This window comes from Halorubrum gandharaense, from assembly GCF_054654575.1.
Map to the genome: position 1 here is coordinate 703,737 of NZ_BAAIET010000001.1, position 20,866 is coordinate 724,602.

Below are 20,866 nucleotides of genomic sequence, written 5' to 3' on the forward strand. Positions count from 1 at the left end.
GGTGTTCACCCGATCACGACGAGGTCCCGGCCAAGGAACTCCACGAAGTACACGAACACCCACGCAACGACAAGGATACCAAAGTAGACGAGGATGAGCGCCATCGTGCCGATCGGATCGAACTCCTCGGCATCTTCGGAATTGCCGACCGAATTGGTGACGGAATTGGACCCTTCCCGGGCCGAGTCATGTGAGCTCATGATTCGTAAGTACGTCTGTGTTGCATAAATACTGAACAACCATTTCCCAGAATCTGAAAAGATCCGATTGAGTATTTGTTGATACGATTCTAAATAAAAGTATGGACCCGTCACTGCAGCGCATAGTGTTGCTACCGCTAGCCGCACTCGTGCCGGTCGTTGCGTACGCCTCGGCTCGTGCGGATCTTGTCGTCGCTATCGCCGGGATTAACGTAGTGCTAATCTGGATCAGTCTTCGGGTGGCAACCGGTGGCAGCCCACAGCCGAAAGATACGACCTCATCCGACTCGAAAACCGAAACCACGAACGTCGACCGGTAACGGACGGTTTCGATACCGATCAAAATGTCTACGTGTACGCTCTGTGATTTACCGACCAATCCGTCACCAGTCACCGACGAGGACGTCGAAGGAGAGTTCTGTTGCCGTGGCTGTCTGGCAGTTGCGAGCTCGCTTGACGGAGTTACCGACGTAGAGGAACTCGCGGAGCAAACTCCCGACTCGAAGCCCGCACCGTCTTTTGATGGAGAAACTGTGTTCCTCCACGTTGATGGGATGCACTGTGCGACCTGTGAGTCGTTTCTCGAGGTAACCGCTGGCGAACTGTCCGGCGTCGAAGCGGTCGAGGCGAGCTACGCGACGGACACGGTTCGTGTTGAGTACGACCCCGACCGTATCGTGGGGGAGGAGTTACCGGAGCGGCTCAGCGTGGCCGGCTACACAGCCAGCGAGCGGGCCGACCCGGAGCCCGCCGGCGACGATGTCGATGTCGTCCGGTTTTTGATCGGCGGTGGATTTTTCGGAATGATGGCGATGCTGTGGTATCTTATCTTTTTGTACCCCACCTACTTCGGATACGAACCGCTTTTTGACCTCGGCGGCATGGACGGGCTATTTTTATTCGCACAGATATGGGTGTACACTTCCATTGTCTTGTTTTATACGGGGTTTCCGATCCTTCGAGGCGCGTACGTTAGCCTCAGGGCACGGCAGCCGAACATGGATCTGTTGGTAGCGCTTGCGGCTGGGAGCTCGTATCTGTACAGCACGCTTGCGATGGTACTCGGTCGGACGGATTTGTACTTCGATGTAACCGTCGCAGTAGTGCTCGTGGTGATTGCCGGAAACGCCTACGAATCGAGGATCAAGCGTCGAGCAACCGGACTCCTTTCGGAACTCTCGACAGCAACGGATACGACGGTTCGCCTGGAGTCCGGCGAGACGGCTTCTGTCGACGCGATTGAGCCACATGACCGTTTACTCGTTCGACCGGGGGAGCGAGTTCCGTTCGACGGCACTGTCGTTGAGGGAACGGCGGCGGTCGACGAGGCGCTACTCACAGGAGAGTCACTACCCGTGACGAAGCGTACCGGTGACTCGATCCGAGGGGGGACTGTCGTGACTAACACACCCGTTGTCGTCGATGTCGGCGAGGAGGTCGAGAGCACACTCGACACGCTGGTTCGGCTGCTATGGGAGATCCAGAGCTCCCGGTCGGGGATCCAGCGGCTTGTCGACCGGCTCGCGGTCGTGTTCGTTCCGCTGGTGCTCGTCATCGCGCTGCTTGCCGGCGGTGGGTTTCTCCTCACCGGTGCGACACCGACGACAGCAGCACTCGTCGCACTCACCGTTCTCATCGTGTCGTGTCCGTGTGCGCTCGGGCTGGCGACGCCGCTTGCGGTCGCTGCGGGGGTCCGCGATGCCGCACGGCGAGGCATCGTGATCGTCTCCGATGTCGTGTTCGAGCACGGCGACGACGTGGAAACGGTCGTCCTCGACAAGACCGGTACGCTCACCAGTGGCGAAATGCAGGTACTCGATGTCACCAGCGACGAGCCACACAAGCACTTGCTCGACCGGGCGGCCGCCATCGAACGCCACTCACCGCATCCAATCGCTGAGGCGATCGTCGATGCTGCCGGAGATCCAGTCGATTCTGGAGAAGCGTCAGGCGGCGCAATCGGCGAGGATACCGCCGGCGCGGACGGCAAGATATTCGACGGCGGTGTCCGTCACGCTCATGTGTCGGACGTCAGCGTGCTCGACCGAGGAGTTCGCGGTCGTGATGCGATGGGACGAGAGACGGTTGTCGGGCATCGATCGCTGTTTGACGGTGAAGAGTGGACTGTTCCGCCATCATACCGCGAGGCGGCCGATCTGGCGGAATCCGAGGGGCGCGTTCCGGTGCTTGTCGGATCGGACGGAACGGTTCACGGGGTGATCATCGTCGGCGATGACGTCCGAGATGGGTGGGAGCGGTTGGTGACGACCCTTCACGAGGACGGAAGACGGGTCGTGCTGCTGACGGGAGACTCAGCACACGCTGCTCAGCGGTTCGCGAGGCATCCGGCAATCGACGAAACGTTTGCGGGTGTACCTCCGGAGGCGAAAGCGGAAACGGTCCGCCGGCTTGCGGCGACCGACCGAGTGGCAATGGTTGGCGACGGCAGCAACGACGCACCGGCACTAGCTGCTGCCGATCTCGGCATCTCGATCGCCAGCGGGACCGATCTGGCTGCCGACGCCGCGGACGCGATCCTGTTGGAGGACCGACTGGAGGCGATTCCGGAATTGTTTGCGATTACCCACGGGACGAATCGTCGGATCCACGAGAATCTCGGCTGGGCGTTCGTGTACAACGCGATTGCTATCCCGCTTGCAGTGGCCGGGCTGTTGAATCCGTTGTTTGCTGCACTAGCAATGGCGACGAGCAGTCTGCTCGTTGTGAGCAACTCGACACGGACCATCCATGGCGTCAACTGACACAAGGGTCAGGTCCACGACTTTTGGCGTTGGAGGATCTCAAGCGTCCGAAAACGCTTCGACGACGGTTTCGATGTCGTCGATGACCCGATTGTGATCAAGGTTCTCCCCGCGATAGGCACGTTCGACTATACCGTCGGGGTTGACAAGCAGTGTGACGACGACGTGGGCAAAGTCGTAGCCCTCGAGGCGGTCACTCTCCGTTTCGCGCTCGAAGCCGAGCCCGAGGTCGTTCTCGACGATCTGTTTCGCTTGTTCCGGGGACTCCGGTCGGAGGTAGTGCCAGTTTCCGGCGTCGAGGGCGACATTATACGTTTCGGCGTTCTCTCGGAGTACCTCGGCGTCGTCGCGCTCGGGGTCGAACGTGATCGGGAGGAAGGCGGTATCGCCGGCCAGTCCAGCCTCTATGACGACGCCCTGAATCCCTGAGAGCCGATCCATCAGGATCCCACATTCGGCCGGACAGGACGCGAAGAAGGCAGTGTACACCGCGGTTCGGTTGAGGTCCGCTGTATCGACCATGGTCTCCTCGATCGGATCCGGTAACGAGAACGTCGGCATCGACTGGCCGTAAGCCGGATAGGCGAGACTTTCGCTATCGGCAATCTGATCCTCTTGGGGGTCCAGGACGACGCCGTCCGCCTCTCCATCGAAAAACCTCGTGAGACAGCCAGCGGTCCCGACTGTCGCGGCAGCTGCCCCACCAAGTAGCGCACGTCTCTTCATACTCATTCTCGGCGTTCGATTCAGATAACCCGTCTGGTGCGATCCTCTCACGACTACCCATCGATCGCTCGACAGCCCGTCTACTTTCTTATTCGGTCGGTTCGACTTGCGCCGATGGGAACGGCTCAAATGACGAGCCAGATCTGGACACCGCCAGCGACGACGAGGACCACGCCAGCGATCCACGTTAGCGATCGGGAGTAGCCAGCCAGCCGCTTTACCCCCGCACCGTAACCGAGAGCGATGAGAACGGTCGTCGAGATCAGTAGCGCAGCGAACGTCCCAGCGAGTGCAGCGAACATCGCAAGCGTCCCAACCGGCGGCAAGGCGAACGACTGCACTGCAACGGCGATCACGAGTGGTGAGACACACCCGGCGGCGGCAAGCGCGTACATCGCGCCGAATGCTCCGAAACCAACGACGCCCGTCCGGCGCTGTGGGAGTCGGACGGTACTACCAATTTCGAACCCTGTAAGAGTCAAAACCCCGAGAATAACGAGCATGATGCCGACCCCGGCCTCCAGAAAGGGGAGTCCGGCTTGTAGCCTGTCACCGGCTGCGACAGCCACGCCGGCGATAGCTGCGAACGTAAGCACAGCTCCGACGACGGCGGCCCCACCGCGTGTGAGCACTCCGGCGATCGACGGTTGCTCATCGCCCGTCGCTGAGACGTAGTAGCCGACGTATCCCGGAAGGAGAGCGTACGCACATGGAGAAAAGAAGGCTGCAACCCCGACCCCGGCCGCGAACCCGGAGGGGCCGAGCAGCCCTCCTGCGTTGATCGCGGACATAGGGATGTACTCGATAGGAACGAGCGGGAGAATCAATCCTAAAGTGGTATCTGTAGTCATGCTCGATCTACCATGTCTCGAAGTTCACGTTCGGACATCGCGCCGCTTTCGGCGTACACCACCTCATTCGACGCGTCAATGACCGCGGTGAAGGGGACGCTTTCGACGTTGAGGACGGTTGACAGCACCAGTTCATCGTCGACGCCGACAGTCCAGTTCCCCCCGTGGGCGCGCCACCAGTCGACGACCGTTTCCCGGTCAACGGTCGTTCCCACCATCTCGACGGTGATGGAGACGAACGACGCGTCCACGTTGGGCCGAACCGACCGGAGCGTCTCCATGTAGTCGGCACAGACGTTACAGGTAGTCGCAAAGAACTCAAGTACAGTCACCGACCCCCGTTCAGGTACGTCCCGGTGACCGGCCTCGCTACCGGGGGCATCGAACGTTTCGATCCGGGTGACTGGAGCAGTTGGTGACGACCCGTCCCCATCGGTTGCCGTTCCGGACAGTAGACCGCCAGCGTCGGAGCGGGTAACTGCAATCCCGCCAGCGAGGGTCCCCACACCTGCGAGCCCGGCTAGCAGATCACGGCGTTCCATGTCTTGAACAATCGCTCCTAGCGTCTTAGCCAGTCTGGTACGATCGTCTCATGCCCCTACACGACACGTCGCTGGCACAACCAAATTACGGAAAATCGAGGAGAAAGCCTCGCGCTTTAGCGCGTGGAGGGTGTCAAAGCGGTGCATAGTACGGGATCGGCGGATGTGGAAGCGGTATACCGAACGTCGCGAACCCGTGCTGGAGCGGGATGTAGCCGAGTACGACAAACGCGACGCCGAGTACCCGGTGCATCCGAAGTCGCGTTTCGACGCTAACGGACTGGAATACGGTGCCGAAGAGAAATAGTGCCGGAATGGTACCGATCCCGAGTGCTCCGAGCGCGACTGCTCCGCCGAGCGCACTCCCCTGTACGAACGCGTACAGAAACGCCGGGTACAACAGCGGGCAAGGGAGGAGACCATGAGCGGCGCCGAGCCCGGCGATACGCCAGTCACCGACCCACGAGTCGACTCGTGGGACGATCCGATCAGTGACGAACCCGGACGCTCTGTCTAGTCCGGGGACCGGTAGCGACTGCATCTCTAGCCGGAGCGCATATCGGACGCCGATGACGATGATGATTCCTCCAACAAGGATCCCAGTGAGCGCGTGAATGTCCGAGGCAACGGTCGTGACGGTTCGGCCGGTGACAAACACCAGACTTCCAGCAAGGCCAAATAGACCGCCAAGTACTGCATAACTCGCCGCTCGCCCGAAGTTGAACAGGGCGTGCTGACGCACCTGTTTAATTGTAAGATGATCATCTCGGTGAGCCGCGCCGGCATCACTGCCACTACTTCGCATTCGGTCGGCGTACGTGCTTACGAGTGGTCCGCACATACCGAGACAGTGGGCGCCACCGAGTAGCCCGATCAGTAGAAAAACCGTGAGACTGATGGGTTCGCTGGAGTGGATAGTGCCTGACGGCTCGCACGTCGCCGTCATCGCGACTCGACCCATCGTTGGCAACGAATCGGCGCCGCCCACAAGCGCGCGCATATCTAATCGTCGGTGTCGGGTGCCCCTAACCGATCTGGTGCGATCGACGAACGGCGTCGGGAATCCTCGTCCCTACCACTTAAAAAACGCTGTCGACTGTCCGAATAAAGCGATCAACGAGACGGTCCGGCAGCGACGGCGATACGTCGTCAAGGAGATCTGCGGTCGCGGCAGGATGGGTCAGCGACACCGTCATCGGGTGGTCCTCGGACTTCCCGATGATTCCAGCATCAACGAGGGTCGAGATGTGCCACGATATCGTGCTCCGCGTCAGGCCCAGCTCCGATGCAAGCGTTGCTTGCTGGGTCGGCCCGTTCGCGTGGAGGCGGAAGATGATCGCCCGCGCCGTCTCGCGGCGAATGAACGCGAGTGCACGCCGCTCCCACGGGTCGAACGACGGCACGAAGTAGTGCGAGCGACCGCCTACGCGCTCGACGACTAGCTCCTCGTCAGCGACGAGCCGTCGCAGGTGATACTGCACCTGTCCGGTCGCGAGGTCGAGCTCACGGCCCACCCGGTTAAAATGAACGCCGGGCGTATTGCGGACGTGCTGGCGGACCTGCGCTCTGGTAGTCGACATAGATTCTTATCTGTTCCTTCTGATTCATCACGCTAAAAGTGCGCGAGCGTTCTCTCTGTTCGGGAGCAGTCGGTGACTATATTCTCACGCACACTTGTACAATCGACACTATCGTGACTACGTCGTTCGCATCGTTTGTACCGTCCTCGTTGCTGATATCGTTTGCACCGCAGACTGTGGAGGGCTGGGGCGTAGAGGAGTCGCTCGCTGTGCTCGCCATCGTCGTCGCGGCTGGTATCGGGACCGGAATCCTCTTTCTCATAAGTTTCGTCGCGTATCGGCGCCGGCAACGCAGACAGTACCTCCTCATCAGCGTTGCAGTTGGCGCACTGCTAGCCCGCTCGGTCGTTGGCGCGGGGACCGTCCTCGGGTATGTTCCGATGCCCGTCCATCACTTCCTCGAACACAGCCTCGACTTCTTGATCGCAGCGACCATTCTCTACGCGGTGTACGCGCACGCACCGGGATCAGTATCGGATAACTCTTCACAGTGAGAAATACGGCAGCTTTCGGCCGCCTTGCTTCGATTTCACTGCCGGAGACGGAATCGAACCCGCTCGATCAGTGTATCGATCCGACGCCGATATGCAAGCGCCGCGATGGAGACGGTAGCGCCGACGAGTATCCACCCAACGAACGACCCGATGGCGCGACCGACATTAACGACGCCGCCCTCCGGCGCGAACGTCGCACCGATCACGTACTCGAAGACGAGCCCACGGAATGCGCCGTTCGGCGTGAGCGCCAAGCGTGCCGGAATCGCTGAGGGTGTAGTCCCGTCACCCAGCGCACGCAAGAGCGCGAGGTCGCCCCCAAGGACTCCAGCGATGATGACGAGAACGCCGAGTGCAATCGCGCTCCGCCGGCTCGACGCCAACGCCGACACGGCCGCCGATATCGAGAGATACGTGACGCCAAGCAGAGCGACGAACGTGAGGAATCGGACGTAAAGCAGCGGGGAATCGACTCCAGTGTGTGTCGCGAAGATTCCGGTGTCTGGAGCGGCGGTCAGCCAGACGAAGATGCCGACCAGCACAAAGGGAACACCGACGATCGCGAACAGTGCGACCGTCCGCGCAAGTAACACCCCGAAGACGTAGCTCGCGGTGGTCACCGGATACGTTCGTATCACCGCAAGCTCGCCGGTATCGGTGTCTCCGAGTAGTGCACGATATCCGAGCACGACGGAGAGGAGCGGTACAAGCACCTCAGTCGGCAAAAGCAGATCGACGATGGCTGGAACGTATCCGGTTTCACCGCCGCCCCCGACTGCGACGAGCCCACCGAGGACGACCAGGAGTCCGATCGCGAGAATGGCGTACCCGGGGGTACGGGCAACGGTCGCGAGTTCGCGACGGAACACGGTCCCGACGCCGCGAAGGATACCGGTCATCGATCGGACGCCCCCGGAACGTGGACTCCATCCAAGCGCTCGCTGTCCGTGTCAGTAGTATCGCCGTCAGCATCACCGATCGGGCCTGTGCGACCGGTACCACCATCCACGGCAGCACGATACAGTTCGGTAACGTTGGTGACGCCGTATTCGTCGCATAGCGCTTCGACACCGCCAAAAGCGATGACACGACCCCGGTCGAGGACGGCAACGTAGTCAGCATACGTGTCGACGAGTTCGAGATCGTGTGAACTCAAGACGACCGCAGTGTCGCCAGCTGTCCGTGCGGCTGCCGCCCCAAACGCCCGCTCACGCATCCCAGGGTCGAGACCGCTGGTCGGCTCATCAAGGACGACCAGCGAAGGGTCGCCGAGCGTTGCCTGTGCGATCCCGAGTAGCCGCCGCATCCCACCCGAGAGCGCCTCGACGCGTCTGTCAGCGGCGTCGGAGAGTCCCACGGAGTCGAGTGCAGTGTCCGGATTCGCGTCGACAAATTGTGCGTAGAATGCGAGCGTCTCCCGGGCGGTGAATCCCTCCCGGAAGGGGACCCGCTGTGGCAGGTATCCAATCGGCTTCATGCCGTCGGACTTGGGTCGCCGCACTCTTCCCGCGGTCGGTTCGACGACGCCTGCGAGCACGCCGAGTAGTGTCGACTTTCCGGAGCCGTTCGGACCGATGACCGCCGTCAATCCTGGTTCGATATCGAGCGAGGCGGAATCGAGCACGGCCACGCCGCCGTAGGTCCGAGTCACGTTTTTCATCGCTGCGGAGATATTGTCGGTCATGAGTTCTTTTCCGGTCTCTGGTCAGTTGTCTCCGCTCGACCCACGCCGTCTGCAGACGTGAGCGTCGGTGGTGTAGACGCGTTTTTAGCCATATTCGCTCCATGTTGTTTGGTTTCTTCCGTCCCCTTTGCTGCGGCCACCCGATCCGGTGCGTGTGGCTCGGACGCCGGCGTCGGGTCGATGATGCTTCCGGATCTGGCACCCGGAACCGTCCCTCGTAGGCGGTCGATCAGCGCGAGTGCTGGCGACTCGCGAACGGCAATCGCTGCGGGCTCACGGTGGAGTGCAGCGTCGACCGGTGCTGTCGGTTGATAGGCCCGCTCGCCGGAGTCGTGGAAGCCGACGTCGGCGCCCTCCCAGTAGTTGCCGTGGTCGCCATCGGCCCAGATACGGAGCGCTCCTGCTCCGGCGCCGGCGTGGTCGTCATTCCCAACAAAATCGTTTGCGACAACGCGGCTGGACGGAACGACCGTCGTCGCTCGCGCACCTTGCTCGTTATCGACGAGAACATTGTGCTCGTACAGCGATCCGCGTGAACTCGTCGACAGACCGAGCCCGTTGTTGGCGAGCGTGTTGTGTCCGATGTACGTCCGCGTACCGGACGCCTGTATCCCTGTACCGGACTCTCTAACATCGTTGCCGACGATCGCGTTTCGTGCGGGTCGCGTCATCACCGTGACCCCGCCGTACGACTCGTTTCGGAAGACGTTATCGGCGATGAGCGTATCACCGGTGTACATGAGATGAGCTCCGTATCGGTTCTCGGTGAACGACGAGTTGCGGACGGCAGAGCCGTCAGCACGGTGGAGGTACACCCCATCGCGGCCGCCGGCGAACGTGCTGTCAGTCACAGTCACCCGCGACTCGATCCCGGTCACCCCCATAAAGCCGTCCTGCCACTCGTCCGTACCATCGACGGTGAGATTTCTGACGACCGCATTCGAACCGTCCCGAAGGAGCAATCCGCTCGCATTTGTCTCGATAACCACATCGTCGACGAAGAGCCCTGGAGCGTCTAGTGCCCGGATCCCCGCGTCGCCGTAGCCGTAGCCGAGCTGGATGTTCGTATCCCACGCTTCACCGTCCGCAGTCCCGTTGTCGCCATTCACGCCCTCGTCGCCGCTGGCTGCCTCGCGAGCCGCGTCCGGGTCCCGCGTCTGATTCCCAGTCCCGTCTATCGTCACCCCGGAGACCGCCACATTCGGAGCACGAACCGTTATCACCGAGCCGTTTCCGCTGCCGTGGACGCTTGCATCGTCGCCGGCGAGGGTGATTGACTCGTTAATCGTCACGGTCTCTTCATACGTGCCGGGAGGGACGACGACCGTCGTATTCGGTGGTGCGGCGTCGACGGCAGCCGCAATCGTGGGCTCGTCGTCGCCGACGACGACAGAGACTGGTCGATCGCTGCGGCTTTCAGCAGCCGCAAGACGTTCGTCGGCTGAATTCTGGCGGTCAGATACCATCGAGCGAACTGTCGCCGCGGAGTCGATATCGAACGAGGACGACCGTACTGTCTCCCAATCGACGACTGCCCCACCGTGCTCTGCGGCGAACGACTCGGCGGCACCGTTCGTTTCGAATGGGACGACCGTCTCGCCAGCCGGTGTACGGGCGTCGCTGTCGACCACGTACACCGCCTCGTCGGTCGGAGTCCACGAGGGTGTTCCCGTCGGAGACGACGCTGCGAACAGCCCGGATGCAGTCGTTCCGGGATCTCGGTCGTCAAACGTCTCGACGTACGCCACGAGCGGATAGCCAAACTGACGTTCGGTCCTCCCGTCGGTAAGCCGATCGACAAACGTCTCGATTCCGTTATATCCCACGACATATTGCAGCTGTGAATAGAAAACTTGGGCGCGCGGCACTGTCGCTGACTCGGCCATCAACTCGTCAGTCTCTGCAGAGAGACCTAGTTCGGAGGCGTCGTCATACAACACCGGGTCGGGTGCTGCATTGGATGGATCGGCGAGAAACGCGCCCGCAGTCGCGATCGATGCAACGAGTGCAACAAGCGCAAGACCGAACAGAAACAGGTGAGCGCGGTCGCCATACGGGTCAAAAACTGCCACGTATGAAAGGACGATCCCCCGGCCTATATCCGATCTGGTTCGTTCCTCGAACAGCCTTCTGAACGCGTTCCAAGGGTCTAAACGCGGGAGAATCGAAACACAAACCATGCCAGATTTCGAACGGGCGGCGGTGCCTCGACGTCGGTTGATGACCGGTCTTGTTGGCGGGTGTACAGTCGCGTTCGCCGGTTGCCTGGGCGGCGACGACTCGGACGATACAGTTGACATCTCCCCGATCGATCTCGATGGCGAACACGCCTGCGACCAGTGCGGGATGATCGTCGAAGACCATCCCGGCCCAGTCGGGCAAATCCACTTCGCTGACGCCGAACCAGAAGGAGGGGACCCCGGACGGTTCTGTAGCAGCACCTGTACGTACACCTACCGTTTCGAAGCGGAAGACGACGGACGTGACCTGCTTGCAACGTTTCTTACTGACTACTCGCTCGTTGAGCAGGAGGTGTTCGAATCCGGTTCCGACAAAATGTTTTCTTCACACGTCGAACGAGAGGCGTTCTCGCTGACGACTGAACTCACAGTTGTCGCGCGTAGCGACATTACGGGTGCGATGGGACCGGAGTTCATCCCCTTTAGCGACGGTACCGATATCGATGCGTTCGTTACGGAGTACGGCGGCGAGCCGTACGATGCCGAAGACGTTGATCGGGCGATGCTCGACGCATTGTGACTGCGAGATTCCGGCAAGCAATCCGGTTTCCCCGTCAGCACTGGTTGTGCTCGTTCTCCGAACAGCCGTGCACCCCCGTACTGACGGGGAAAACCCTCGAAACTCCCTGGATCTGATAGAGAGCCGGTTCACAATGCGTGGTTCAATGCGTCGAGCGTGGCGTCGATCTCGGATTCGGTCGACACGGCGTGGACGGAGATTCGCACCGCGTCGACCATCGGGATCGACCGGACAACGATGTCGCGCTCGGCGAGCGCCTCAACGACTGCTTCGGGGTCGTCAGCACGGAGGGAGACGAGCCCTGACTCGTATGACCGCGGGCTCAACAACTGCTCGTCGTCGAAACCGTCTTTCAGGCGGTCGGTCAGGGCTTCGATCCGTGACTCGATCCGCTCGACGCCGACCTCCTCTATCGCCTCTATCGCCTCAGCCAATCCGACGTGCGCTGTAGGTGTCGTGGACCCGATCTCGAACCGGGACGCTCCCTGCTTGAACTCGATCTCCAGGGAAGAGGGTCTCTCGACGCTTCGATATCCGATCGTTCCCGGAACGAGCTGGTCGACCGATTCTCGATTCACGTACAGAAAGCCAGCGCCCCACGGGCCGAGAAGCCACTTGTGTCCTGCGGCGGCGACGGCGTCCGCTCCCCATGCGGTCACGTCCATCGGCTGTTGGCCGGGCGTCTGGACGGCGTCAACGAGCGTGAAGGCTCCCGCATCACCGGCGATCTCCACGAGTTCTCGTACTGGGAGGCGTGTTCCGTGCGTCCACGTGACCGCACTGAAACAGACGACCTTCGCGTCAGCGACTGCCTCCGCGTACTCGTCTAGATCCACACGACCCTTCGTCGTTTCGACGACCCGCACGTCGACGCCCTTGCGCTCCAGCTGCTGCCATGGGAGCACGCCGGCGGGATGTTCGAGGTCCGTCCGCACGACCACGTCGCCAGCCTCCCACTGGATCGCGTTTGCGATCCGGTTGATCCCGTCCGTCGTGCTCTCGGTCAACGCGATCTCCGTCGGATGCGCGTTGACGAAGGAGGCAACTCGTTCACGAACGTTCTCGTACGCTTCGAATGCAACCTCGTAGGGGTCGTTTTCCGTAGAGCCGTATTCGTGGTCTTGGAGAAAGCTCGTCGCCGCGTCGACGACGTATCGTGGACTGGGTCCGTGTGCCCCGTAGTTAAGATACGTCCCTTTCTGTAGCGCCGGGATGTCGGCTCTGAGCTCTCGCGGCGTCATACAGGCACCTCGTTCCGTGGTGACTCCTCGATTGCGTCAAGGAATGCTTCCGCATCCAGCGCTGCGCTTGCTCCGGTACCGGCCGCTGTGATCGCCTGTTGGTAGCGGTCGTCGGCAACGTCACCGGCGGCAAAGACTCCGTCGACGGTCGTCGCCGTCGTCGTCTCATCCGTGATTACGAAGTTCTGCTCGGTACGCTGAACTCCCGTTTCTTGGAGGAATCCCGTGTTAGGGTTATGACCGATTCCGTAGAACACACCCTGTACGTCAAGGGACTCGATCTCAACGTCTTCGCCGGCGTCACGCTTTGCGGTTGGCTGTCCGTCCGGATGTGAGAGAAGCCTCACACTGGTTACGCTGTCTTCAGGTGAGCCTCGTATCTCGGAGAGTTCGGTATTCCATCGAAACGAGATCTCCTCGTGTTCGATAGCGCGTTTCGCGAGGATCTCCGACGCCCGCAGTTCGTCACGCCGGTGGACCACTGTGACGGAGTCTGCAAACTTCGTCAGAAACAGTGCTTCCTCCATGGCGGCGTCGCCACCACCGACGACGACGACATCGTTCCCACGGTGGAACGCACCGTCACAGGTCGCACACGTCGAGAGCCCATATCCCATCAGCTCGTTTTCTCCGGGAATCCCGAGCGTGCGAGCGCTGGCTCCAGTCGCGAGGACCACACTCCGCGTGGACAGCACCTCACCATTGGACAGTGAGAGGGTAAACGGTTGCTCGGAGAAGTCGGCGTTGACGACGGACGCTTGCTGAAATGAAGCGCCGAACTTTTCGGCCTGCTCTCGCCCACGTTGGACGAGTTCGTGACCGCCGACCCCTTCTGGGAATCCGAGGTAGTTCTCTACGTCCGTCGTGAGCGATAGCTGTCCTCCGGGTTCGTCACCGGTCAATACGACAGGATTGAGGTCGGCTCGGGCGGCGTAAATCGCTGCTGACTGTCCAGCTACGCCGGAGCCGACGATGATGATGTCGTTGATGGATGCCTCTTTCACTGGATGTACTCTCCGATAACGTTGCTGAGGGATTCGGCAGTCTGCATGCCAACCATGCGCTCGGCAAGCTCTCCGCTAGCAAAGAGGATCACCGTTGGAATGCCCTGTACCCCGTACTGTCCAGCCAATCCCTGAAACTGATCGACGTCCACTTTCAGAACCGCCGCATCCGTCTCGGAGGCGACGCTCTCTATCGCCGGCTCCATCATTTGACACGGCCCACACCAATCGGCGTAGAAATCGACGAGGACGACATCGTGCGCCGACAGTATCTCCTCAAACTCCGATTCGTCGTTCAGCAGGACGGGATCCGTTGGGGTGCTCTGCTCTTTGGAACTCATCACGTTCACGTAGGGGCCGCTCCCTCTTAATAGTTTTGTGCAATATGTACAATACCGCAGAACACAATCGTCTTGGAGGTCATCGGGAGACCAAAACAGCAGATTCAGACTAGGATGGAGGGACAATCATCACGTTACCATTAGCCCGTGCAACGATATCCTCGGAAACGCTCCCGAGGAGGAGCCGGCGTAACCGGCTTCGTCCACGAGACCCGACGAGCGTCGTCGTCGGGTCTATCTCCTTTTCTACGTTGAGTATTTCCTCAGATGGATCGCCCTGTCGGATCTCAGTTCGTGTTTCGATTCCCCAGTCGTTCAACTGGCCGGCGAGCTCCTTGAGCTGGGCTTCGGGGCCGTCTCTATCCGGAGGTTCGGGATCCTTCGGCGTCCGGACGTGAACGAGCGTTGCTTCTTGTGTGGCGTGACGAAGATACGAGAACGCCTCAAACGCGTCTGCTGCATTCTCGGAAAAGTCGGTCGCATACATCATTCTCCGGAAGAGCTGGGCTTTCACGACTGAAGGATCCTCGGTTCCGCGTTCGATTCGGTTGACCACCAGCGGCGTTTCGGTCGTCCGCGCGAGGTTGCGTGCCGTGGAGCCAATAACACGGTTTTCCAACGGGCTCTTCCCGCGTGATCCGACAAGCGTGAGGCTGGCATCGATCGTCTCGGCAATCCCCCGAATCCGTCGGTGTGGTGTACCGCGAACGACGTGAGCAGTTACGTCGAAACCCGCTTTCCGGATGACCTGTTCGTAGCTTCGGATCGATTTCCGTCGGCGCTTCTCGAAATCGATTCCGGGCATCCCTCTGTGAACGTTCGATGGGATGACCGTCACTAAATGTATCTCGTCGATCCCGATACGACCGAGACATTTGAGGCAGGTTTCGTTTTTGATGGTTGCCTCGCTGGCTGCCGAAAGATCGGTGGCGAGTACCGCTTTCATACTGTCCGTACGGGTCACCCACATAATATTGTTTTGGTGAGACAATACAGTTCAAGAGGAAGGTCGCTGCCATTCGACAGTTACTATGGTTCCACTCTGTTCATCTTGATTCTACCTCTGATCGGCGACTCCTAGTCTTGCGGTTATCCGATAGAGACGGTTATATCTCTATAAGTTATGAGCATATCTGTATTGCTTCTCTATCGGTTAGTGCTCAATAGTATTGTACTGTTGTCCCATAAGCGTTATACACTCACCCCGGGTAGATGTGGTTGAGAAGAATCCCATGATTGGTACACAACCGCACTTAACTGTGGAGGAAGAGCGATGATTGAGGCGGCAGTCCAGTCCGGCCCAGTTCAGGGGATCACATTCGTCGGCGCTATCTTCGCTATCGCCATCGTACTGTACGTGGGATACGCGATCCTTGAACGAGCGATTGCACCAATCGTCGAAATAGTCACGGAACCATAATCGATGGAGCTGTTGGGACTGAGCCTCGGGCTGCTCGTCTTGTTCGTCAGCTTCGGCTTCATGGTGGGTGTGCTGTTCGGGTTCTTCGGGATGGGTGGATCGTTTCTCATCACCCCGACATTGCTTCTATTGGGCTACCCTGCGTCAGTAGCAATCGGAAGTGGGCTGGCGTTCTACTTCGGCACGTCCGTGATCGCCGTGTTGAAACACTACGACGTTGGGGAAGTCGATTACAAGCTCGGCGCCATTCTGTTCGTCGTGCTCTCTATCGGGATCGAGCTTGGAAGCCGTCTCGTGTTCGGGCTGGAGGCGCTCGGCGTCGCCGAGCTCGTGACGGGCGTCGCCTACGTGCTCCTGCTCGGCGGAATCGGCGCGCTGTTCCTGAGGCGTGCGTACAATCTTGACGACGGGGCCGACGGCGACGGAGGAGAAGGAGAGACCGATGAGGTCAGCGACGAGGAGATCCCGCCAATCGCACAGCGGATTCAGTCGCACAACGTCCCCCCAATGATTTCGCTGTCCTCGGGCGGGCGTGCCTCCCTGTGGACGATCAGTGGCTCCGGCGGGATTGTCGGCGTCGTCTCCGGGCTCATCGGCGTCGGTGGTGGGTTCATCCGCATGCCGACGATCTACTACGTCATCGGCACGCCGCTCACCGCCGCCGTCGGAACCAGCCTCTTCGCCGGGCTGTTCTCCGGTGCCTTCGGCACGTTCACCTATGGGACGTCCGGGAGCGTCGACCTCACCGTCGTTGGGCTCCTCCTCGTGGGGAGCGCGCTCGGGGCGCGACTCGGTTCCGCGGCAACCACGATGGTCGAAGAGAACGACGTGATCGTCTACTTCGGCCTGATGATGGTGTTCGCGAGCGTCGGCATTGCGCTCAGCGAACTCGCCAACTGGCTGGGGACAGGAGCGCTCGACCTCGTCAGTGTGCTCCTACTCGTCGGATCGTCGTTCGTCGTCGCGCTGCTGATCCTGTACAAGGCGTTCGAAGCGACGCGAACCACGGACGGAGGGGAACCGCTTCCGGACGGGAGTCACTGATGCAACACGAGGATGCTTGGCGTGGGCCGGGTTCTGGAATCGACCTCGATGGACGGCTCCCAACGTTTAGCCGATGAACCTCCTCGCCGTCGTTGCTGTCATTCTCGTGCTCGGGGTTGCATCCCGTGTGCTTGCGGACCGGCTCCGTATCCCCAGCGTACTGTTTCTGATCACAGCAGGGGTCGTCATCGGACCCGAGGTTTTGGGATTCGTATCGCGGGAAACGTTCGGAGATGGCCTATCCGTGATGGTTGGTGTCAGCGTCGCTATCATCCTCTTTGAGGGTGGGTATCATCTGGGAATCCGGAAGCTTCGCGAGAGTTCGACAGCACTCATCCGTCTCACAACAATCGGTGCCCTCGTTACGTGGCTTGGGACGGCAGCAGCCGTAGTTGTCTTTCTCAACACAACCCCCTCAGTTGGATTGTTGGTTGGTGCACTGCTCATTGCTACCGGGCCGACAGTGATTGGACCGATTCTCCAAGTCGTCACGGTTCGTGACCACGTCGCCTCAGTCCTGGAAGGAGAAGGGGTGATCAACGATCTCACTGCAGCTATTCTCGTGGTCGTCGTGTTCGAGGTCCTTGTAGTGGGAAACGGGACTCCCACCACGCTCGTCAGCAGCTTTTTCGTCCGGCTAGGTATCGGATTGACGGTTGGTGCACTCGTCGCCAGCGTCGTCTGGTACGCTCTCAAGCACACGGGCTCGCGTCCCTGTGCGGCACCGCTTCACGCCCGGCTGATCGTTCTTGCAGCAATTGTCGTGGCGTACGCCGGCGCCGAGTCCATCGCCAGTGAAACCGGTATCGCTGCTGCGGCGATGGCCGGGTTCGCTCTAGGAAACGTTGACCTCCCACACCACGAAGCGATTATCGACTTTCTCGACGATCTTTCAGTCGTCGTCCTGTCGTTCATTTTCGTAGCGCTGGCGGCGCTTATCGACTTCGGAGATATCCGCAGGCTCGGACTCGCCGGACTCGCGATCGTCGCTGCCGTCACGCTGGTGTTGCGCCCGGCGGTTGTCTATCTCTCGACGACCAACCCTCTGTTCACGAGAAACGAACGGCTCTTTCTCAGTGCGGTCGGCCCACGAGGAATCGTTCCTGCAAGCGTTGCCACGCTGTTCGCCGTCGAACTGCAGGCACTCGGCCGACCGCAGGAAGCGCAGTTGCTCGCCGGAACCGTCTTTCTCATCATCTTCGCAACGGTCGTGCTTCAGGCCGGCCTTGCTCCACAAATCGCAAACGTACTAAAGGTTTCACCAATGCGCACAATACTCGTCGGCGGAGGCCGTGTCGGTCTCTCGCTTGCAGAACGACTCGAACAGGACGGAGAAAACGTCATTCTTGTTGACCGAGATCCAGCGGTAGTCAAGGAGGCACGTAGTCGTGGCCTTCAGGCAGTAGTCGGCGACGGCACCGAAGCCAACACGCTTCGGAAAGCGGGGACAGACGACGCAAAGACGGTTATCGCGACGACGCCGGACGACGATGTCAACCTACTCGTCTGCCAGCTTGCACGGACGGTATTCGCCGTCGAAACCGTCGCCTCTCGAGTGAACCAGCCGGAAAACGTCGAGGCGTTCGAGACGCTCGACGTCTACGCAGTCGACCTCTCGATGGCGACCGCGTGGTCACTCGAGAACGTGTTGGAACGACCGTCGTTGTCCGGTTGGATGAACGAACTGGGGCGAACCGGGGACGTTCAGGAAATAGAAGTGACAGCGACGGATCTTGGTGGAAAGACGATTGCGGAACTCAACGCCGAGATCCCGGATGGATGTATCGTTGGACTGCTTACCCATCGAAACGGCGACACCGAGGTTCCGACAGGTGACCACGAACTCCGCGAGGGTGATCGCGTCACGTTCCTCGGTGAGGTTGACGCCGTCAATCGCGCTGTCAAGCGGTTCCATCCTCATGACTGAGCATTCACACCGCGATTTCCGGCCCTTGCGGCACTTTCTGGACGATATTGTGCGGTTCTTGCAAACACTTTTATTGACGGAAATCCTGATATGAGACATGAGTAAGTCGATGAGTGAGATGCTCCGTGAGGATATGGAGTGTGAAGGTCTACTGGAGTGTTTCCATGGCCTCAAAGAGCTTGATAAAGAATGTTTCAGGATGCTCGTCGAAACCGAGGAGCCGTTAACTGTCGACGAGATTGCCGAGAAAGTCGACCGCGAGCGCTCGACGGCGTACCGCTCAATCCAGCGACTGCTCCAGACCGGGTTCATCCAGAAAGAGCAGATCAACTACGAACAGGGTGGGTACTACCACGTGTACAAGCCGACCGATCCCGACGAGATCGCCGACGACATGCAGCGGATGCTCAACGACTGGTACGCCCAGATGGGCCAGCTCATCGGCGAGTTCCGCGACAAGTACGACGAGGCCGAGCCGGTTGCGGCGGAGAGCTGAGAGATGTTCTAGCCGTCAGGTCATTCGCCGCGCTCGAGAGGCGCCCCGACCGTATTCCCCCACTCGACCCATGAACCGTAGTAGTGGCGGACGTTCGGCTGTTCCAGCAGTTCGTGAAGCGCAACCCACGTGAGTGCCGACCGTTCGCCGATCCGGCAGTAGACGATTACGTCCTCGACGAGCACGTCGTCGAACAGTTCCTGGAGTTCCGCGTTCGATCTGAACCGCCCGCTCTCATCGACGACATGATGCCATGGCACGTTTTTCGCTCCCGGAATGTGGCCACCCCGTTGGACACTCTCGTTCCATCCCGGTGGAGAAAGCACGTCACCGCGGTACTCCGGCGGTGACCGAACGTCGATTATCGAGACGGAATCCTCGTTCAAAAGCGGTGTTACCTCGTGCGCGTCAGCCCGTATCGTGGAGTCCGATTCCGGAACCGGATACGAAACCGACGTGTATGTGGGCTTCTCATCCGTCGTCAGATTTCCCTCATTCGACCAGACATTCCAACCTCCATTGAGTAGTCGCACGTCGTCGTGGCCGTAGTACGTGAACAGCCAGTAGGCGTACGCCGCAAACCAGTTGTACAGGTCACCGTAGAGAACGACCGTGGTATTCTCGTCTATCCCGTGGTCGCCGAGGACGCGGGCAAACTCTGTCGGCTTCACGATGTCGAACAGACGGTCGTCCTGAAGATCGTCGTTCCAGTCGAAAGATATCGCACCCGGAATGTGACTCTCCGCATATCGTTCCGGGTCTATGTTCACCTCAGCGAGCCGAACATCTGCATCGTCCGTGGCAATTGTGTCGAGTCGTTCTCGAACCCACTCAGCCGAGACCAACGTTTGCTGGCGGCGACTCACTCGTCGGTCACCTCGTTTGGAGCCTGCTGGAAAGATTCAAACGCATCGTCGATGCCGGAGGCGGAGAACGCTTTGACAAGCCGTGACTCCGCGCGTCTGAGTCGATACGAAAGCGTTGATCGCGGCCATTCCAGTGTCGCTGCCAGCTCGTCGAGCGTCACTTCACGCGGCGTCTCGTAGTATCCCCGCTCGACCGCAAGCTCAAGCGCCGAAAGCTGTTCGGCGGGCATGTCCAGTTGGGACACGAGGTCTGTTCTCCAACTGGACGCGTCACCGATGTGGTCGAAGTCGAACTGAATGGAAGGCCGTAACGATGCTTGGATCGCATCGTACAGTATCCCGACTCGATCATCGCTTTCCATCAGGATACGCCATGACTCAACGTTTCCTTCACGCTCGAACTCGAAGAGGACATCTGATCCAATGTGCTTCGCTGCGAGAGTATAGATGGTCTCACAGCCGTCGAGCCGCTCGACCCGAAAGTAGTATTCCAGATTCGCGTCGGTCCGTCCGAGTCGATCCACAGTCACGTCGTGTTCGCAGTCACCCTCGGACACACGGTCCAGTTCGATGGGATCCGAGAGTAGGTCGTCCTCAAGAGTATCAAGCAAGCTGGCCGCTGCCTCCACCCGCTCAACCCGCCAAAAACGGCCCCCACCGAGACATCCTCCCATTCCGGTCGAGCTAATATCGTTTTCACGGAATCGTTCGGCCACTGATCCGGTGCTATCGTCCGCGGTATACGACAGATCGAACGCAAATTTACGCATGGTGGTATCGGTCCTACCGTCCGTTGGTGCTCGCGACGTAGTAACCTGTCCTTGTCGTGCGCCAAACGACTGGTCAAGACGGCTGACGCATAACCACCGGCCATGCTTCACGACTGTACCGGCACGAACGTCGACAAGACGCCGACGAGCGCATCACA

At 60.0% G+C, this 20,866-nt stretch carries 23 protein-coding genes; 8 read left to right on the forward strand and 15 right to left on the reverse strand.

Annotation, left to right across the window (positions count from 1 at the left end; genetic code table 11):
• Positions 1–5: 5 nt before the first annotated feature.
• The gene (locus ACYQ07_RS03315; protein WP_459877325.1) at positions 6–200 is read right to left on the reverse strand and encodes a hypothetical protein; all 195 of its coding nucleotides are present in this window, start codon (positions 198–200) and stop codon (positions 6–8) included.
• Between the two features lie 101 nt (positions 201–301).
• Here ACYQ07_RS03315 and ACYQ07_RS15480 point away from each other — a divergent pair, with 101 nt between their 5' ends.
• Complete coding sequence (locus ACYQ07_RS15480) at positions 302–520, forward strand: DUF8131 family protein (protein ID WP_487247235.1); 219 nt, start codon at positions 302–304, stop codon at positions 518–520.
• Positions 521–544: 24 nt separating this feature from the next.
• The gene (locus tag ACYQ07_RS03320) at positions 545–2,962 is read left to right on the forward strand and encodes a heavy metal translocating P-type ATPase (RefSeq protein ID WP_459877328.1); all 2,418 of its coding nucleotides are present in this window, start codon (positions 545–547) and stop codon (positions 2,960–2,962) included.
• Positions 2,963–3,001: 39 nt separating this feature from the next.
• Here the strand turns inward: ACYQ07_RS03320 and ACYQ07_RS03325 are convergent, their stop codons facing one another.
• The 5 genes from ACYQ07_RS03325 to ACYQ07_RS03345 form a co-directional block, all read right to left on the reverse strand.
• Positions 3,002–3,688: an SCO family protein gene (locus tag ACYQ07_RS03325; RefSeq protein ID WP_459877331.1), complete on the reverse strand. Its 687-nt coding sequence runs from the start codon at positions 3,686–3,688 to the stop codon at positions 3,002–3,004.
• A 125-nt stretch (positions 3,689–3,813) separates the two neighbouring features.
• Positions 3,814–4,479, reverse strand: a complete 666-nt coding sequence (locus ACYQ07_RS03330; RefSeq protein ID WP_459877334.1) for a cytochrome c biogenesis CcdA family protein — start codon at positions 4,477–4,479, stop codon at positions 3,814–3,816.
• Positions 4,480–4,535: 56 nt separating this feature from the next.
• The gene (locus tag ACYQ07_RS03335; RefSeq protein ID WP_459877337.1) at positions 4,536–5,081 is read right to left on the reverse strand and encodes a TlpA family protein disulfide reductase; all 546 of its coding nucleotides are present in this window, start codon (positions 5,079–5,081) and stop codon (positions 4,536–4,538) included.
• A gap of 133 nt (positions 5,082–5,214) precedes the next feature.
• Positions 5,215–6,081 carry a sulfite exporter TauE/SafE family protein gene (locus tag ACYQ07_RS03340; RefSeq protein ID WP_459877340.1) on the reverse strand — a complete coding sequence of 289 codons (867 nt, stop codon included), beginning with the start codon at positions 6,079–6,081 and terminating at the stop codon, positions 5,215–5,217.
• A gap of 79 nt (positions 6,082–6,160) precedes the next feature.
• On the reverse strand, positions 6,161–6,661 hold the full coding sequence (locus ACYQ07_RS03345) for a winged helix-turn-helix transcriptional regulator (RefSeq protein ID WP_459877343.1): 501 nt from the start codon (positions 6,659–6,661) through the stop codon (positions 6,161–6,163).
• 149 nt (positions 6,662–6,810) lie between these two features.
• Here ACYQ07_RS03345 and ACYQ07_RS03350 point away from each other — a divergent pair, with 149 nt between their 5' ends.
• The gene (locus tag ACYQ07_RS03350) at positions 6,811–7,155 is read left to right on the forward strand and encodes a DUF7471 family protein (protein WP_459880220.1); all 345 of its coding nucleotides are present in this window, start codon (positions 6,811–6,813) and stop codon (positions 7,153–7,155) included.
• Between the two features lie 35 nt (positions 7,156–7,190).
• Here ACYQ07_RS03350 and ACYQ07_RS03355 read toward each other — a convergent pair whose 3' ends face one another.
• From ACYQ07_RS03355 to ACYQ07_RS03365, 3 genes are read right to left on the reverse strand one after another with little or no spacing between them, the layout of a single operon-like run.
• The gene (locus ACYQ07_RS03355; protein WP_459877346.1) at positions 7,191–8,054 is read right to left on the reverse strand and encodes an ABC transporter permease subunit; all 864 of its coding nucleotides are present in this window, start codon (positions 8,052–8,054) and stop codon (positions 7,191–7,193) included.
• The gene (locus ACYQ07_RS03360; protein ID WP_459877349.1) at positions 8,051–8,839 is read right to left on the reverse strand and encodes an ABC transporter ATP-binding protein; all 789 of its coding nucleotides are present in this window, start codon (positions 8,837–8,839) and stop codon (positions 8,051–8,053) included. The genes ACYQ07_RS03355 and ACYQ07_RS03360 overlap by 4 nt, the downstream gene beginning before the upstream one ends.
• Positions 8,836–10,911, reverse strand: coding sequence for a right-handed parallel beta-helix repeat-containing protein (locus tag ACYQ07_RS03365; RefSeq protein ID WP_459880223.1), 2,076 nt, complete (start codon positions 10,909–10,911; stop codon positions 8,836–8,838). Before ACYQ07_RS03365 ends, ACYQ07_RS03360 begins: the two co-directional genes overlap by 4 nt.
• A gap of 106 nt (positions 10,912–11,017) precedes the next feature.
• On the opposite strand from ACYQ07_RS03365, the gene ACYQ07_RS03370 reads away from it, so the two are divergent.
• Positions 11,018–11,599, forward strand: a complete 582-nt coding sequence (locus ACYQ07_RS03370) for a nitrous oxide reductase accessory protein NosL (protein ID WP_459877352.1) — start codon at positions 11,018–11,020, stop codon at positions 11,597–11,599.
• Between the two features lie 128 nt (positions 11,600–11,727).
• On the opposite strand, the gene ACYQ07_RS03375 is transcribed toward ACYQ07_RS03370, so the two are convergent.
• The 4 genes from ACYQ07_RS03375 to ACYQ07_RS03390 form a co-directional block, all read right to left on the reverse strand.
• Positions 11,728–12,840, reverse strand: coding sequence for an aminotransferase class V-fold PLP-dependent enzyme (locus tag ACYQ07_RS03375; RefSeq protein WP_459877355.1), 1,113 nt, complete (start codon positions 12,838–12,840; stop codon positions 11,728–11,730).
• Positions 12,837–13,844 (reverse strand): NAD(P)/FAD-dependent oxidoreductase, encoded by a 1,008-nt coding sequence (locus ACYQ07_RS03380; protein WP_459877358.1) that lies wholly within the window; start codon positions 13,842–13,844, stop codon positions 12,837–12,839. Before ACYQ07_RS03380 ends, ACYQ07_RS03375 begins: the two co-directional genes overlap by 4 nt.
• Positions 13,841–14,185: a thioredoxin gene (gene trxA, locus ACYQ07_RS03385; protein ID WP_459877361.1), complete on the reverse strand. Its 345-nt coding sequence runs from the start codon at positions 14,183–14,185 to the stop codon at positions 13,841–13,843. Before trxA ends, ACYQ07_RS03380 begins: the two co-directional genes overlap by 4 nt.
• Positions 14,186–14,294: 109 nt before the next feature.
• A complete protein-coding gene (locus ACYQ07_RS03390) occupies positions 14,295–15,131 on the reverse strand; it encodes a universal stress protein (protein WP_459877363.1) in 837 nt (278 codons plus the stop codon).
• 327 nt (positions 15,132–15,458) lie between these two features.
• Here ACYQ07_RS03390 and ACYQ07_RS03395 point away from each other — a divergent pair, with 327 nt between their 5' ends.
• From ACYQ07_RS03395 to ACYQ07_RS03410, 4 genes are all read left to right on the forward strand, one after another.
• Positions 15,459–15,605, forward strand: coding sequence for a DUF7512 family protein (locus tag ACYQ07_RS03395; RefSeq protein ID WP_459877366.1), 147 nt, complete (start codon positions 15,459–15,461; stop codon positions 15,603–15,605).
• A 3-nt stretch (positions 15,606–15,608) separates the two neighbouring features.
• Positions 15,609–16,649 (forward strand): sulfite exporter TauE/SafE family protein, encoded by a 1,041-nt coding sequence (locus tag ACYQ07_RS03400; RefSeq protein WP_459877369.1) that lies wholly within the window; start codon positions 15,609–15,611, stop codon positions 16,647–16,649.
• 73 nt (positions 16,650–16,722) lie between these two features.
• Positions 16,723–18,576: a cation:proton antiporter domain-containing protein gene (locus tag ACYQ07_RS03405; RefSeq protein ID WP_459877372.1), complete on the forward strand. Its 1,854-nt coding sequence runs from the start codon at positions 16,723–16,725 to the stop codon at positions 18,574–18,576.
• A 97-nt stretch (positions 18,577–18,673) separates the two neighbouring features.
• Positions 18,674–19,072, forward strand: a complete 399-nt coding sequence (locus ACYQ07_RS03410; RefSeq protein ID WP_459877375.1) for a helix-turn-helix domain-containing protein — start codon at positions 18,674–18,676, stop codon at positions 19,070–19,072.
• Between the two features lie 20 nt (positions 19,073–19,092).
• On the opposite strand, the gene ACYQ07_RS03415 is transcribed toward ACYQ07_RS03410, so the two are convergent.
• Together ACYQ07_RS03415 and ACYQ07_RS03420 are read right to left on the reverse strand one after the other, a co-directional pair.
• The gene (locus ACYQ07_RS03415; protein ID WP_459877378.1) at positions 19,093–19,938 is read right to left on the reverse strand and encodes a sulfurtransferase; all 846 of its coding nucleotides are present in this window, start codon (positions 19,936–19,938) and stop codon (positions 19,093–19,095) included.
• Positions 19,935–20,708, reverse strand: a complete 774-nt coding sequence (locus tag ACYQ07_RS03420; RefSeq protein WP_459877381.1) for a helix-turn-helix domain-containing protein — start codon at positions 20,706–20,708, stop codon at positions 19,935–19,937. Before ACYQ07_RS03420 ends, ACYQ07_RS03415 begins: the two co-directional genes overlap by 4 nt.
• Positions 20,709–20,866: the final 158 nt, after the last annotated feature.